The organism is Pedobacter sp. (assembly GCF_041645105.1).
In the GTDB taxonomy this organism is placed as follows: Bacteria; Bacteroidota; Bacteroidia; order Sphingobacteriales; family Sphingobacteriaceae; genus Pedobacter.
The window spans coordinates 405,484-422,300 of record NZ_JBAZQQ010000005.1 but is presented as its reverse complement, the minus strand read 5'-3'; the positions used below and the strand labels follow the sequence as shown (position 1 = coordinate 422,300).

Here is a 16,817-nt window from a genome sequence, read left to right as displayed (position 1 = left end):
TTACGATACAAATTAAATTACTTAATCGGATCTCCTGAGATAACGCGAACTGCTTCTGTAACTTTCCCGACTGTTACAACTGGAGTTTTAACTTGCTTAAAGTTATTGTTTCCCAGCGATATACCACTAGTTTTCTCTCCACTAATTTTCAAATAAGTATCTGTACCAGATACAGGAAATGCATTATAGATAAATGCGTTGTTCACATCTTTCAGATCAAGTACAGGTACATTTTTAAGTGGTGTATAGGTCTTTACATTATTAATAGTTAAAGAACCAACTCTATCAGCTTTTATTGACGAACCTATCTCTGTATTCACCTCTACGTTATGAAATTCAATACGATTAGCATTGCGGATGTCAAAGCCAGTTTTCGCTTCCATATTGATGTCATTAAAGGTGATGTTCTCTATAGGCATCTCCTCCAATCCATTTAAGAAAGCTGCCTGATTTACATTCGAGGCAGTAATATTACTGAAATGGATATTCCTAAATCTTGGTGTACGCTCTGAGACAGGCTCAACAGTTGTTTTTGCATATTGTAAATCCAATACGATAGCCTGTTGTTTTATATTCTTCATGATGATGTTGTCTACCCTGATCTCTTCAACTATGCCACCTCTTCCACGTGCAGATTTAATACGTAAGCCACGATCTGTTCCATCAAACACACAATTGGAAATGGTAATCTTGCGTACATCGCCAGACATCTCACTACCTATTACTACACCACCATGGCCAGAAAGCATGGTGCAATTGGTGATGGTATAATTTTCTGCAGGAACAGCCATTTTTCTACCCGGTCCGTCTTTACCTGATTTTATGGTAATACAATCGTCCCCTACGCTGATATGGCAATCAGAAATGCGTACATTTTTACAAGATTCAGGATTTATTCCATCTGTATTAGGTGCAAATCTGGCCGGATTGTTAATGGTCACCGCATGTATGGTTACATTTTCGCAAAACTCCGGATTTACTGTCCAAAACGGTGAGTTACGAATGGTTATACCTTGTATCAATACATTTTTACAATACATCGTTTGTATAAAAGGCGGACGTAAAAAGCCACGAGTCATCTGTTTGGGCTCATCAGGTAAAAGAATATTCTTATTCAGTTCATCAAACATATACTGCCATTTGGAACGCGGCTGATCTGCTTTATATCCCTCTACAAAATCCCACCATTTTTTGCCATGTCCATCAATAATACCTCTGCCTGTTATGGCAATATTTTCAGCTTCATAAGCATAAAATAGTGGAGAAAAACTCGTTACGTCAACCCCTTCATACCTGCTCTTCACCATAGGCAAATAATCATCAAAATTGTCGCTGAAATGAAGTTCTGCACCAGCATCAATGAATATGGTAATATTGCTTTTCAGGTGTATTGAACCAGTAAGATATTTACCTGCAGGGAAGTAAACTGTTCCACCACCTGCTTTTGATGCTGCATCTATAGCCTTTTTTATGGCCTGGGTAGCCAATTTACTACTGTCATTTTTAGCGCCATATTTAAGTACATTATAATAAGACTGTGCTTTTGCATTTATGCTAAAGAGCATTGAACAGCAGCTCAGGGCTATAACAGTTAAAAATTTAGGGATAGGGCTATAAAACTTCATTTTTATTTATGTTTGTGGTTGATTACTTAAATTTAATTACTGCAGGTTTTAGCTTTGCAGACTGATAGATCTCTTTACCATCGGCATATACACGCAGGCCTTTACCTTTGTTATATTTCTTTCCGGTTTTATCCCATAATAAGGTTAGCGTTTTACCATGATAAGTGACATTATCTAATAAGAACCAATCCCATTTTCCATCAGGAATTAGCGGGTAAAATCCAAAAGCATTATCTAACCTTGGCTTTATTCCAATCAGGTCATTAATCACTAAATCACAGAATGTAGAATGGTTGTAAAATTTGCTTCTTGGATGATCTCCTTTTAGCCACTCTCCTGTTTTTTCATCCTGGTATTCACCCAAATAAGGCTTACCGTTCATTTGATGAGATTTGGCATATTGATGAAGTTCATCATAAAATACCTTTGGAGTCATTTTACCATGATGCTTATAATTGGTCAGCAGGTTCGACAATCCTTTTAAAGTTTGTGAGCTTGCGAATGGCCACAATGCCCCATCCCATTCACATCCATGTCCGGATCCACGGGTTCTGAATGTTGGCTCTCTCCGTTCCGCTGTTGTTAAACCCCATGGCGCTTTAAATCCGGCAGTATCTAACAATTGATCCCATGCCTTTGCATATTGAGGTTGATCTGCCGGCAGATCGAAATTCCAGGGTATATAACCAATTGCTTCTCTGGCACGAGCGAATTCTGCGTTGGGATGTTTTGTTTTAAAAAAGCTATCCTTACTATCCCATAAACTGTCCTGAACCAATTTTTTAAGACTCGCTGCTTTGGTACTATATTTCTGCACTAATGCTTTATCACCAATGATTGTACCTATTTGAACCAATGCTTTTGCATTTCCATACATATAGCTGCTAATAGTAGGTCTTCTGTTCTCGTCTTTTCTTGATCCGCTGACCGACTCTTCCATTCCATCTTTCACATCAAACTGCCAAAACAAACCACCTTTTAATTGCCTCTCTTTTTCCCATTTACTGTAATCAGCGTCTAATGCCGGTACAATTTTACTTAGATATGCTTTATCAGGATGTACCAGGTAATTCTGGTACACTGCATCATCTACCCAGCTACTAAATTGATGAAAGCGTTGTTTAGTCTGCCCTACATCTGCGTGATACAACCAAAAGTCTACGTATTCTTTTAGATACTCGGTATTTTTAAGCCAACGACCTTCATAGATATGATGTCCCAATGCGCAACTGATAGAGTTGTATTTGCCTGCGTGTTTTACAGGTTCAATAAACTCTGTGAATATGAAACCCTCAGGTGTTTTTACCAGATGCTTACGGAACGACCACCATCTGTAATAGTAATTTTGTTCCAATACTTCGTCCGGGCATTCCAGCAACGGTACATTTTGCGATAACCAATCAAATGACTGCGCGTTATTCACATGGTTCTTAACTGCTTCATTGTCTATTGAATTGAAGTAATCCACATATTTCTTCAGCTTTGCAGTATTTGCAGATTGAGCGAAGGCTCCAGTCGCCATAATCAGCGATAAGGCTGTTATTATTAGTCTCTTTCTATTCATCATTATTCAAATAACCAATCTATATCTTTTCCTTTACCATCTAGTCCAGCATTATAAATGCGCATTTCCTGTCCCTCACTAATAAAACCAAGGACCATAGCAGCTCCCTTTCCTAAAGTTAGTGTATTTATACCTGCCGGAAAAGAATAAGCATGCACATTTACAGGAGGATAACCGTCTAAAATCATCGAATTCATGATCTTGATTTCCGATTGTCCGTAATTGTTTGCACTGGCATCTGTTTCCAATTCAGGAGCTTTTAGGTACAAAGGTCCCTTTACATTAAAAAAGCCTACCAGAACTTTTACAGGACTAGTATTACTGAATCTTATAGTCGTCCCTGACTTAATTTGTTGTGCTTTATTTAATTTCACTCCTTTAAGCCCTATCAATTGCTCGGTAACATCTTTAATAACGGCAGTAGAATCGGTAAATATTCGAGCATTTTTAGCTAAAATATAACTTTCATTACCTGATAACACTTTAACTACTGCATTTTTAAATGGTTTGATCGCATTTGCTGTTCCTGAATTTGCAGATTTCAATGAATCTATACTTCTTTTAAAGTGGCTCAATTCTTTGGTAAATACCGGCAGCATTTCAGTCCAATGGATAAATGTTTTATCTACCCCTCGCATTGGTATTTTACGTTGTTTGGTCTGCATGCTATTGGCATATAAATAATCGTTTTCTGTTAATTTAACCAGATCTGTATAATGCGCTACACTTTTTTCAAGGAATGGCAATGCTTTTTCCAGATCCGCCACATCATTGGAGTATTTGTAACGTAAAACCCATAATGCTGATTTCACCTTTTCTGCATAGAAATTAGCCATAGCATCGTAGCAATACATGTCGTTTTTTAGTCTTCGGAACTCCTCGGTATCTTTAGTAACTGATGGTGACGCTTCATTTATTGATGCCAATGCCTTTTTTCCATGTTCAATAACTTCCCTCGCTACCTGAACTGGTGTTTCTCCAATATGTCCTTGCTTTTTCCATGCCTTTTCAGCGTATTCAATAATCATTTCTCCTTCTGGCGCTTCAGATTCATACAATAAAGTAAATAAACCATAACGGTAAGGATTGATCAGCTGCGTCATTAACATTCCTAAAGTCAGCGTTTGTCTGTTACCATCTGTAATTCCATAACGGCGTAACAATTTTGGTGAGATCTCTCCTGATTCTTCATAGGCATTAAGAATTGCTTTTCCAGCAGGCAGATCTGTACCGTATTTAGCAGCAAGCTCTTGTCCCCAATAATTAATCTCTTCGTTTCTATCTCTGTAAGAATTCCATGCATACCTGCCCCATTCTTTATACCAAATCCAATCACGATCTATCTGCAACTGTCTATCTTTAATTTTATCTGCCGTATATGGCCAGTCCCAATAACCCGACTGCGGGTATAAGTGCAGACCTTTGGAACCATAGATTTTATCCATAGCCTGTACAGATTTCTGAATAAAATCTGCTGAACCATAACGGAAAGGCTCCAGGTTAGCTAAGATATGTACATTAGAAATATGTACCGGGGCTACCCTGCTTAACTCCCTGTGTAATTCTGCCCAGCTACCTCTTGGTTCATAAGTGGTTAAAGCTTCGCCATTGAATTTATTTTCTGTGTACAGGTTTTTATAAAGTGGCAATGAGGCTGCCATCACACTTGGAGCATGTGTATCATGAGCCCTCAATACAATTGGTGGTTCGTTTTTAATCCCTGCAGCTTTTAGGCCATCCTTTACACCTGGAATAATCGTTTTTGTAAACCAGTCTATATCATCTTGCCCTACTCCTTCCATAGCTTCACCCAATGCAACCAGCAATCCAACGTTAGGATATTTTTCTACAAAGGCCGCGACAGATTTTCGGGTATAATCTGCTATCAATGGAATAATGGGACGGTTTCTGTCTTGTGTTGCCAAACCATGTTTGTCAGCAAATGGTTTTGGTATTAAAATGTTATAGAACATCTGAATTACCCATATTCCCCTTTTGTCTGCCTCTTCTGTTAAGAATCTGAAAACTTCCTCGTTCTTTTTAAAAGTTTCATCATCTACCTCTACAGCATATGGATAATCTTTAAGTCGTACCAGTGATGAAAAAGGATGTCCATTCCATAAGTAAAGTGAATTATAACGGTTTTCAACCATCATATCCAGATAACGGATCCAATGATCTCGATCATAAAACCATGGGAAACTCTCAGGTGTATAGGGGTACTCATAAATCTCTCTGCCAGGCAAAAATTCAGTCTTTTGCAGACCAATACAAGTACCACGTAAAACCATTTGAGGCTGATCGGAGACGGAGATATTTTCTGGCAATTTATTTTTTAACTTAATTTCATCAACAAGCTCCATACAACCGTATAATGCACCCGAATGGTCTGTTCCTTCAATAACCAGGTTATTATTTTTATTATATGAAATATTAAAGCCTTCTTTACCAACTTGCTTTTGGGCGGGATTTGATACGCCTGCTAATAATTGATCTCCTTTAATTCCGATTACTATGAATCCTTTACCCTTCGGTAATTTATTCTTCTGTACAATCTTAACATCGTAACCAATTAATGATAAAGCTTTTGATATTTTCTCTGCTCCAAATTTAACCCTTGAGTTGGATTGTGCCGGAATCACTATGGTCCGGCTATTTTTTTTGAATACACCAGTAGCTTTAACTTCAGCTGAGCTGAGGAACAAAAGGCAAATAAGAGTAATTATGGGGAGATTTTTCATTGTACAGGTCACAAGTCTTAAAGCTTATGAAAGGTTCAGACTATATTTGGTTTTTGTGTGAATTTCAAATATAGCGACCGCCATTATGGCTTTAATGTAGCATTTCCCCAAAATGCTATACAATATTATCATCAGCGTTTTAATGCTGTAAAAAAGCTGTTATATTAGGTCAAAAGCTCTTGCATACTGGCAGACTTCATAGTAAGAACTCGTGTTCAGTTTCTGTTTGATATTCTTTCTATGGGTTTCGACAGTAGTTTGTGCAATAAATAACTGTTCTGCGGTTTCTGCTGAGCTTTTACCTAATGCCATTAATGAGAGTATTTCTCGTTCTCTGGCCGACAATTTAGTAAAGGTGTTGAGGTTCTGTCTTAAAAAATTATTTTCCTCGAGCAAACGAGATGCTTTAGCAGTCATATGGTGCATGGCATCAATTGGTGATGAGGTAGTGATTGTAAGTAAGGGTAATTGGTTTTCATCCCTTAAAAGGATTTTAGTACTGCTCATGTACCATTTCCATTCAGCATGTCCAGATAATCTTACTTGTTGAAAATAAGTTACACACTCATCATCCCTATTTCTTTCCAACAAGCCTAATATTTTAGGCACATAATCTTTCGCATCATCAGCATTAAAATAAACATAATAATACTCATCAGGTGTTAAACCTGTAATTACATCCAATGTGATTCCCAAGTTCTTTAAGCCATTTTCAGACATCCAGGCTACTGTACCATTGATATTATGAATAATCACTACCGCCGGTAGTTTATCGGCTATGACTGCAATTTCTGCAATTGCTTGTTTGATTTTATCAGACAAGACTAGATTATATTCGGTCATTTTGAAATTTAATTATTAATAAAGATCATTAATTGTAAAAATACCCATTATTGGGTATTGCCCAAATTATTGTGAATATGTTTTTTTGCTATAGTTTCAATTTCACTTATAATAGTGAAATAAAAACTATTAATTAATTCTTCTAAACCATAATTTTAAACAAACAAAATGAGAAATTTCTCTTTACTATTATTACTAATCACAGCAATATCTTTTTCTAGCTGCAAAAAAGATCCAAGTACAGAAGAAAAAAATGCGAAAAACCTTATTGGCAAATGGTTCTTAAAATCTGTTACCGAAAAAAACTTAAAAAATGGAACATCAACTAATCAGCAAACAACTCCGATTAATGATGATAAAAAATTTGTGGAATTCAGAAGTAATGGAACTGCTGTTGATTTATGGGGGGATGAATTTAATTACAAAATATCCAATTCAAAGATAACCATGCGATACAATGAAGACGATGAGGACTACATACAAGACATCATAAAAATCACCTCAAATGAATTGGTTTTATCTGAAGAAGATGTTTATACTGAAGGAAATGACACTTTTAAATACATTACCGAATATACCTTTACAAAGAAGTAAAAGCTCTTCTTTCTAAATTGTGCACTCAAAAAAAATCCTGGCAGCCTAAAAGTTGCCAGGATTTACTATTTAACAGAATTTGTGCTTAGTTTTTCTTCGACATATTGTCTGCCATTACCAAGGCATTATATGCATTAACGATTCCTCCTGTTTTACACAGTTCTGTCATCGCAACTTTCTGACCACCTGATTTTGGTTTAGTAACAGGAATATCAATTTTGGTAACTGTTTGTTCAATGATATACTTAATCTGTTTTGCAGTCAACCCAGGATAATAACTTTTAATTAAAGCAGCAATTCCTGCAACTACTGGTGTTGCCATACTTGTTCCTGATAAAGGGCTGTATTTATTCTCAGGCATAGTTGCATAAATACCAACTCCCGGAGCAAATACGTCTACTGTCTGCTTACCATAATTTGTGAATGGGGCAATTAGTCCAGCTTCTGTAGATCCACTGGCTCCTACTGTAATCATATTGGCTGCTTTTTTACCTCCTTTCATAAAGAATGGAGTGGGGTAATGTGGATAGGTATCAATATCCATACCTTCATTTCCAGCTGCATTAACAAGTAACACGCCTTTTTTCTCTGCGTAACGGATTGCATCCTCTACCATTTTACGGTCAGGAGAGATTCTTTTTCCAAAACTCATATTGATAATCTGTGCACCATTATCTACAGCATAGCGGATACCTAAAGCTACATCTTTATCATGCTCATCGCCATTTGGAACAACACGTACACCCATAAGTTTAACAGCATCTGCAATACCGTCCATTCCTTTTCCATTGTTGCGGACTGCTCCAATAATGCCTCCTACGTGTGTTCCATGAAAATATGGATCCCCCATTAGGTTAGCATTTCCATAAAAACGGTCTTTGATGTCTGTGTAATCATCTTTTACTTGCTGCCCTCTATAGTCAACTGGAGCAATAGTATCGGCCTTTTTCAACAGACTTTTACTCAGAATCCACCATTTATAGTTTTGTAAGTCTTTCTTTTTTACTTGTGTTTCATCAGTAACATTTGCGAACTGATCTTTGTACTTAAAATATATACGTTGATATTCAGTGCTCTCTTTAGTTACCTGACCTGTCGGGCCGCCAATAAAATTCCAGCCTTGTGTATCTCCTTTATAGCCATTACCATCAACATCTTTATCCCCCGGTAATTCTTTAGCATTACGCCATAGGTTAGCACTTAAATCTTCATGTAAGGTATCAATACCTCCATCCAATACTGCTACGACCACTGTTTTAGGTATTTTACCTTTTAATAATTCATTGTAGGCTTTAATAACATTTGTTCCGTATACTTTATCTGTATCTTTAGATAGTAAATGCCAGTTTTGATTTTTTTGCGGTTGCTGCTGTGCAAAGCTTAATACCGGGACTAGCAGTCCCAGTACCATAGTAAGTCTTTTCATGTATGTTTTTAATTAGTTGCCGCAACATACGTATATTTCCGGAAATTGCCTTTATACTTTTAGTAGCATTTTTATTGCGATTACCTCCCGGTCGTGCTTAAAAGACCATCTTTCACCAATTGATCAACCAATACTTTTGGATAAGTTCTTACAAAATTATCTATAGAACCTGGATTTACAGTCTCCGATTGTGCCGACCAGATCAATTTACGACCTTCTAAATCATAAAGATTGGTTTCCATAAAATAAGTACGATCTGTCACATAATAACCGGGTTCATAAAACATCGGATACCAATAATTATAATAACTATAGAAGCCCCCATACCACCTGTAATATGGATAGGGTGCATAGCCTCTAGTTCCTGGAACGTATCTTGTCTCACTATCTTTGTTGATCATTGAGATTGTCATGATATAGTTTGCCCCAGAATTTACAATTTGATTTCTTAGCACCTGTTCTGTGGGTATCTTTTTATAAAATTCCGGATTGAAGTAGTCGTTCCCCTTTACAGTTTTTACATTATTCATTGCCAGCAGACTTGTAAATCCATTTTCTAATTCAGTTCTGACTTTGATATTCTTTGTTAATGAAGAAATAAATATGGTTTGTCCATCTAATACTTTTCCTTTTGAAGATGGTTCAACCCAGGAACCTGTTATCCTTGTTATAGGGCTGCAGGACAATATCATCCCGCTCCCAAGCAGAATGACAAACAACTTAAGTGTCTTCATAATTAGTACTTTATAGTCTAAACACTTAAACTATAAAAATGTTTATCATCAGAATATAGAAAGAATGGAAATTCATAAAATGAAAAGGGTGTCCAGGACCGAAGTCCCAAACACCCTGTTTAATTTCAGTTATTTTATTGATTAATAATTAGCTACAAAATATGTTTTTGAACTTTGATCATCTGTAACTTTAATCTGATTTATTGCTTTTGCATAAGACTTAATTTTAGCAGGTTTTATATTGCCAGCAATTGTTAAATAAGCCGTTGCAGGATTAGCCATTGCACTGTAATAAGCATTTACATCGTTTAGATTTAAGTTTTGAACTGATAAAGCTGTAATGCTTTTAGTATAATATTTATCTTGAGCAGTAATGTGTGATAATATCTCTGCCTTTGCTTTAGCTAAAGCTTCATCAGTAAATTGAGGAGCAGTGATATAAGAAGACATAGCAGCTAAAGCATCTTCAAACTGATCGGCATTTGCTGCAGCCACATTAATCCCTTTATCCGTAAAGCTTAAAGATTGATTTACTTCAGGTAATTGTTGAGTTAAAATGGTATTTACCAGTTCTTGTACAGATGCTTTTTCATCAACATACTTGCTGGCACCTTCAAAACTTAAAACTGAGAATACTTTTTGTGTTCCAGAATTTTCAGCAACTATTACAGTCATTCCACTTTTTAACTTGTAACTAACAGGTGCTTTCATAACAGATTGTGCGTAGCTGAATTGAACAGATACTAAAAGAGCGATTGCGATAGAGATGTTTTTTAAATTTTTCATAACAGGGATTCAAATTTATTTTTTTAATTGGTTGATGATTCAAAAGTATGACGCATTATCCAACCCCGAAATGAAGAATAGGTAGAAAGGCATTTCCACCCGACGAAAAGGCATTAGAACTCTTTGGAGTTTTAATGCCTATCTGAACAGCTATTTATTAAACATTTCTTTAATGCTGATGGTTTTATTATTAATCATTGGCTTTGCATAATAAGCCAGAAAAAGAATATAGGCTAATGTAACATAAAGAAACATGAGTGCATATCTCAATCCAATGGCATCACCCAATGATCCTATTATTAATGGTACCAATGCACCACCAAAAATACCTGAGCATAAAATTCCTGAAAAAGAACCATGATGCTGCGCAACTGAATTCAATGCTAGAGAAAAGATAATAGAGAACATCACAGAAATCACAAATCCTGTAGCAGGAAAAGCGTACAATGCTATGTCTTTAGAACCAAACAAAGCAACAGTAACAAATATCATTGAAACTAATGCAGCTAGTTTAAGGATAAGTTTTGAATCAAATAGTTTCAGTAAAACCAGCCCTAGTAAACAACCTAATGACATCAGTCCCCAAAACCATGCTACAGCCTGTGCACCTTCCTTATTTGGATCTACCTCATGATAGCTTCTCAAAAACTCAGACATCCAATTAGCCAGGGCCTGTTCAGTACCTACATAAGCAACAATGCCAATGAAAAATAACCGAACATCTCTGTTTTTAAGTAAACCAATATAAATCCCCGTAGCTCCTGCTTTCTCATCTTCTTTTAGTTCTACTCTTGGTATCCTGATAAAAGAAAGTAACAGTAAAATTAAAATGAATATAAAGCTAAACAACCAGTACAATGCAGTCCATGATAAATTATCTTTTACCAAGCTGGCCAATGCCCCGATTAAAGGATTATTGATCGGACTTGCTGAAAGCTCGGCCATCAGGTAAGAAAACACAAAAGGACTGATAAATGAAGCCAATCCGAATACAAGTTGTCCCAATACTGAAAAGAAAGCAAAGTTCTCTTCGCCACCTGCAGTACGCATTAATGGATTAATGATAACCTGTAACATCGCCATTCCTATACCGATGATAAACAAGGATGCCAATGCTATTCCATATTGTGGAAACAAGCCAAATGCGGTTACACCAACAAAGTTAAGTGTAAAAGCAATTAACATAGACTTTTTCTCTCCAATACGCTCAATCATTATCCCTGATGGGATAGACATAATCCCATAAGCTAAAAAGAATGAAAAAGGTAAAAATGCTGCCATGGTAAGACTCAAATTATAAGTCTGAATAATAATGGGCATTAAAGGTCCAAGAATATTAGTCACAAATGATATGACAAACCAGATCAATAAAATAACACCTACCAGAAAATTATTACGCTGCATATAAACTCATTTAAAATTAAAACTTGGAAAAAACTCTTGCTGCACACCCTAACAACCCTGCCTTATTCCCTAACTGTGCAGCCACAATTTGGGTATGCTGTACTGTATCAGGCATTGTCCTTTTAAGTACTCTTTTTTTAATCTCACTTATATAGAATTGTCCAGCCTCGCTGATGCCTCCTCCAAGCACTACCTTTTGAGGACTGAACACGTGAATCATACTGGCTATACCCGTAGCCAAATGATCAAAATGCTTATGCATAGCCTCTAGCGCTTCAGGTTCTTTAGCCAGATAGTTATTGACGATCATTTTTCCATTTATATTTTCGGCATCAATATCTCGTAATTCAGCATAGTGATTAATCAATGCGGTTGTAGAAGCATAAGCTTCTAAACAGCCCGTTAAGCCACATGAACACTGAGCACCATCTTGTTGTATAGTGATGTGTCCCAGCTCAGTACCTCGATTCTTATATCCTCCGTAGAGTTTTCCATCAATGATTAAACCACCACCTATTCCGGTTCCGATAGTAAGGAAAACGACATTTGTACAATCTGCAGCTGCACCATAAGACTGTTCTCCCAGGCCCATCAGGTTTGCATCATTGTCGATCACCACATTTAAACTTGTTGAAGCCGAAATAATGCTGCCTAAATCCACATTTTTAAAGCCGGGCAAATTATCTGCACCTCCTATAACTATATTCTGATCAACAATGCCAGGGAAGCCAATTCCAACACCCCTCACCTTTTCTGGTGCATGTTCTACACACTTTCGGATGGCAGCATTAATCAATGCAATCACCTCTCCCTCTGTAAAAATATTATCCAGGGGAAACAAAAATGAATAAATCACCTTTCCTGTGTTACTTACCAGTCCACATTTTAATGAGGAGCCGCCCACATCAATTCCAATTGCGTAAGATTCTGTCAATTCTTTAAAGATTTCAATTATTTAATTACCGAAATTAACTTTAAAGCTTTTTAAGGGGTTTTAATAATGTCTTTAATGATTTAGATTTTGTGCTAATTCAATTAAATATCTTCCCCATCTTTCCTTGCAAGGTATTCTGTAGGCATGCAATCATAATATTGCTTAAATGCTGTTGAGAAATATGAAGGAGAATTAAAACCCGACATATAGGCAACCTGTGCGATGGTATATTGTCTGGATTCCATTAATTCTACTGCTTTCTTAAATCGGATACGCTTGATGAAATCTGTCGCAGATTCGCCGGTTATAGCTTTCAGTTTTAAATAAAGATTGGAACGACTCATGCCAATCTCCCGACTGAATTTATCTACTGAAAAATCAGATTCTGTAATATGTGCTTCAATTATAGCAATTGCATCCCTTAAAAAGTCTTCGTCAAGTGTATTGAAAGCAATGTTTTCGGGAATAATTTCTTTTGAGCTTGAATAGTATTCTTTAAGTCTTTTGCGCGAACGGGTTATATTTTGCAGTTTTGCTTCAAGAAGGGCAATAGAAAATGGCTTGGTGACATAATCATCTGCTCCAACTTCTAAACCCTTTATCTGTTGATTAGTTTCATTTTTAGCCGTTAACAGGATTACCGGGATATGGCAGGTCTGGATATTTTGCTTTATCTTTTTACAGAAATGTATACCGTCCATTTCAGGCATCATTACATCAGAAATGATCAGATCAACCTGTTGCTCTTCCAGCAGGTCAAGCGCTTCCTTTCCATCATATGCTACACTTACTTCATAAATTTTGCTAAAATAATTTTTCAAGTAAGTAACAATTTCAGGATTATCATCAACCACGAGTAATTTTTCTTTCTCCGGACCATCAACTTTTCCAATCCCGTCCTCCCCTATATTGTCTTCATCATTGGACAAATCATTTTCAACTGAAAGGGCGTAATGCTGACCATCAATATGGTCATCGGTATCATAACTATCATCGCCCAGAGGAATTGTTACTACAAACGCACTCCCTTTACCCAGAGCACTTTCTACAGTTATATTACCGTGATGTAACTCCACCAGTCGCTTCGTAAATGCCAGACCTACACCAGAACCAAGGTTCATTTCCTGACCGCTTACCTGGTAAAATCTATCGAAAATCCTTTCCTGGTGTTGCACATCAATTCCCATCCCGGTATCTGTTACTTTGATCACGGCATCATTATTTCTTCTTGCAAATTCAACCGTTATAGAACCACCTTCTTCTGTGTATTTAAAGGCATTGGAAAGCAAGTTAAATAAGATTCTTTCTATTGCATCTTTATCGAAGTAAAAAGACAATTTTGCTTCTGTTGAACGGAATGTATATTTGATTTTATTCTTTTCAGAGAGTGAATTAAAGGAACTATATGCCTCATGGATAAAACTAACCATATCGCCCTTACCCACTTTAAGTTTTTTGGTACCTCTTTCTGTTTTTTTAAACTCAAAAAGCTGATCTACTAAATGATAAAGTCGTTTCGCATTCAGCATCATCAGCTCATGGTTTTTTCTTAAGCTTTTATCAGCTATTGGCTTACTCAGAATTTCTTCAAGTGGTGCTAATATTAATGTTAATGGAGTTCTGAATTCATGCGAAATATTGGTAAAGAAGTCCATTTTCATCTGATTGATGTAATTGACCTTCTCGCGTTCCATCCTTTCCATTTTTAACTGGTGTAATGTTCTGATACGCTCTGAAATAACCTTGTAAACGAAGTAACCAGCTCCAATTGCAAATGCAGTCATCAGCAAGTAAAACCAGGTGCTGTTATACCAGGGTGGTGTAACGACTATATCCAGAGTTTTCACTTCACTACTCTCACCCTGTGGGCCAACAGCTTTAACATGAAAAACATATTTACCAGGTTGTAAATTTGTATAACTGGCTTTAGAAATATCTTCAGTAATCTGCCATTCTTTATCAAAACCATCTAGCTTGTACCAATATTTTGTTTTATTGGGGGAAATATAATTGAAGGCATTAAAAAAGATAGTAAACTGTTTAAATTCATGTTTAAATGTTAGCTTTTTAGCTTGGTCTATATGTTGATCTACAACATCATATCCATCCCCGGGTACAACTCTTTTATTAAAAACTTCGAGTCCTGTAAAGGTTACTTTTAATTTTAAGGGAGCTTGCTTTAAAGCTTTCGGATAGAAATAAGAAATCCCGTTGATCCCACCAAAAAGCATCATCCCATCTGCTGCTTTACAAAAAGCATAAAGATTAAACTGATTGTTTTGCAATCCATCTTTATTATCGAAAACCTGCAACTTACGGCTATCAGGGTTAAATTTCACCAGGCCCTTGTTGGTCGAAATCCATAAATTCCCTTCATCATCAGGCAGTATGCCATAAATCGTACCTTTAAGGAAATCTTTACGGATATTGAACGTTACGAAACTACGGGTATTTTCATCAAATAAGTTAAGTCCATCCCTTGTTCCTATCCAGATACGCTTTTTAGCATCTTCAGCAATACAACTTACTACGTCATTGCTCAGCAAATTACCCGGGAAATTATCGAAGAGCATATTATCCGGGTAAAACAAGTTCACACCATTCGTAGTACCTATCCAAATACGTTTCTTAGAATCTTCCAGCAAATAACTGATTTCATCAGATGTTAAACGCTTTCCAGCTTTATCCATATAAATATGGCTAAAGGATTGATCAGAAGTATTAAATTGATCGAAACCAGTTCTTGTACCTACCCAAATACGACTTTTATGGTCTTTTAATAAGGCATAGACCATGTCACCAGCAATACTTTTAGAATCTGCCTGATTATGCCTGAACACTTTACTTGTTCTGCTTATGGGATCAAGATAATTCAAGCCCATATTATGTGTTCCTACCAAAAGCTTACCAGCCTCGTCAAAAGCTATAGATTTGATATTATTAGAACTCAATGAACCATTTCCTGTTTCCTTAAAAGTATAATACTTAATAGTACCTGCATTTCGATCCCAGTAATTAAGTCCTTTATCATTTGTACCAATCCAGAAATCGCCTTTACCGTCTTGCTTTATCACATTTACCACCTGATCATTTAGTGACAATGCACCTGTACTCTGATTTAGCAAATTGAACTTAATATCATTGTGGTGATAATAATTTATCCCACCATAAAAAGTCCCCATCCACATACCATTCTGTTTATCACGATACACACAACGAACTGAATTCTGATTTATAGTATAAGGCACAGAGGCCCTGTGATAATAGTTCTGAAAAATGTTGGCTTTAAGATCTAGAATTGAAAGGCCATTAAAAGTTCCCAACCACAAATTACCTTGTTCATCCTTACTTATCCCCCGTACATCATTATCTGCCAAACTAGATTCTTGTCCTGCAAAATGTTTATAATTAACCGTAGTGCCCTTTTTTAGGTTATATTGAAATAAGCCTTTGCCTTCAGTTCCAATCCACAACAATTCTCCATCTACAAAAAGCTCATTAACCCTTGGCTTTCCTAAACTTAAGTTTAAAGCAGTCAATTTTTTGGTGGCCGTGTTCATTTTAAATAAACCTACGTCTGTCCCTACAAACAAGCTACTTTTTACTAAAGCCAAACGAGTAACACTTTTTATATCAAAAGCAGATGCATCAAAATTAACCTGTTTAAACTGTCCTGATGAAGCATCTAGTAGAAAGATCTCACCAGAACTTGAACTCGCCCAAACCACTTTATTGGCATCTTCTACAATAGAAGAAATGTACCATTCACCTGATTTGCGTGGAAATTTATAGTTCTGAAAGTTTTCTTTAGTATAATCAAAACGGCTTACACCTTGATTTCCTCCAACCCATAGTAAACCTTTATGGTCAAGAAAAAGACTCCTGATATAGTTGGACTGTAAACTATTTTTATCAGCCTTGGAGGGACGATAGACACTAAAAGTTTCTCCGTCGTAATGATTCAGACCATCTTGGGTTGCCATCCACATAAAGCCCAATGTATCTTGTACCATCGTAAAAACAGTGCTTTGCGACAAACCATTTTCTACAGATATACCCCTAAAGTACCGTTTTACAGGCTGTTCAGACTTTAGCTGAGCAACTACAATATGCCCAACAAATAATAGAGAGGCAAACAGACAAAAAATGGTAATCCTCCGCTTCAT

Annotated in this window: 11 protein-coding genes; 1 reads left to right on the top strand and 10 read right to left on the bottom strand. The window is 36.5% G+C overall.

What is annotated here, in order from left to right; translation table 11 throughout:
• Positions 1-17: 17 nt before the first annotated feature.
• The 4 genes from WC623_RS17680 to WC623_RS17665 all read right to left on the bottom strand — a co-directional run bounded on the left by WC623_RS17680 (position 18) and on the right by WC623_RS17665 (position 6,773).
• Positions 18-1,625 carry a glycoside hydrolase family 28 protein gene (locus WC623_RS17680; RefSeq protein ID WP_372853510.1) on the bottom strand — a complete coding sequence of 536 codons (1,608 nt, stop codon included), beginning with the start codon at positions 1,623-1,625 and terminating at the stop codon, positions 18-20.
• A gap of 22 nt (positions 1,626-1,647) precedes the next feature.
• Positions 1,648-3,192, bottom strand: a complete 1,545-nt coding sequence (locus WC623_RS17675; RefSeq protein ID WP_372853508.1) for a glycosyl hydrolase family 65 protein — start codon at positions 3,190-3,192, stop codon at positions 1,648-1,650.
• The gene (locus WC623_RS17670; RefSeq protein ID WP_372853506.1) at positions 3,192-5,930 is read right to left on the bottom strand and encodes an alpha-glucuronidase family glycosyl hydrolase; all 2,739 of its coding nucleotides are present in this window, start codon (positions 5,928-5,930) and stop codon (positions 3,192-3,194) included. Before WC623_RS17670 ends, WC623_RS17675 begins: the two co-directional genes overlap by 1 nt.
• A gap of 159 nt (positions 5,931-6,089) precedes the next feature.
• Complete coding sequence (locus WC623_RS17665) at positions 6,090-6,773, bottom strand: response regulator transcription factor (protein WP_372853504.1); 684 nt, start codon at positions 6,771-6,773, stop codon at positions 6,090-6,092.
• A gap of 168 nt (positions 6,774-6,941) precedes the next feature.
• Here WC623_RS17665 and WC623_RS17660 point away from each other — a divergent pair, with 168 nt between their 5' ends.
• The gene (locus WC623_RS17660) at positions 6,942-7,367 is read left to right on the top strand and encodes a lipocalin family protein (protein WP_372853502.1); all 426 of its coding nucleotides are present in this window, start codon (positions 6,942-6,944) and stop codon (positions 7,365-7,367) included.
• A gap of 85 nt (positions 7,368-7,452) precedes the next feature.
• Here WC623_RS17660 and WC623_RS17655 read toward each other — a convergent pair whose 3' ends face one another.
• The 6 genes from WC623_RS17655 to WC623_RS17630 form a co-directional block, all read right to left on the bottom strand.
• Positions 7,453-8,793, bottom strand: a complete 1,341-nt coding sequence (locus tag WC623_RS17655; protein WP_372853500.1) for a S8 family peptidase — start codon at positions 8,791-8,793, stop codon at positions 7,453-7,455.
• An 80-nt stretch (positions 8,794-8,873) separates the two neighbouring features.
• Positions 8,874-9,527, bottom strand: a complete 654-nt coding sequence (locus WC623_RS17650) for a hypothetical protein (protein ID WP_372853498.1) — start codon at positions 9,525-9,527, stop codon at positions 8,874-8,876.
• A gap of 141 nt (positions 9,528-9,668) precedes the next feature.
• Positions 9,669-10,313 carry a hypothetical protein gene (locus WC623_RS17645; RefSeq protein WP_372853496.1) on the bottom strand — a complete coding sequence of 215 codons (645 nt, stop codon included), beginning with the start codon at positions 10,311-10,313 and terminating at the stop codon, positions 9,669-9,671.
• Between the two features lie 150 nt (positions 10,314-10,463).
• Positions 10,464-11,717: an MFS transporter gene (locus WC623_RS17640; protein WP_372853494.1), complete on the bottom strand. Its 1,254-nt coding sequence runs from the start codon at positions 11,715-11,717 to the stop codon at positions 10,464-10,466.
• A 16-nt stretch (positions 11,718-11,733) separates the two neighbouring features.
• On the bottom strand, positions 11,734-12,651 hold the full coding sequence (locus WC623_RS17635) for an ROK family protein (RefSeq protein ID WP_372853492.1): 918 nt from the start codon (positions 12,649-12,651) through the stop codon (positions 11,734-11,736).
• Positions 12,652-12,752: 101 nt separating this feature from the next.
• Positions 12,753-16,817, bottom strand: a complete 4,065-nt coding sequence (locus WC623_RS17630) for a two-component regulator propeller domain-containing protein (RefSeq protein WP_372853490.1) — start codon at positions 16,815-16,817, stop codon at positions 12,753-12,755.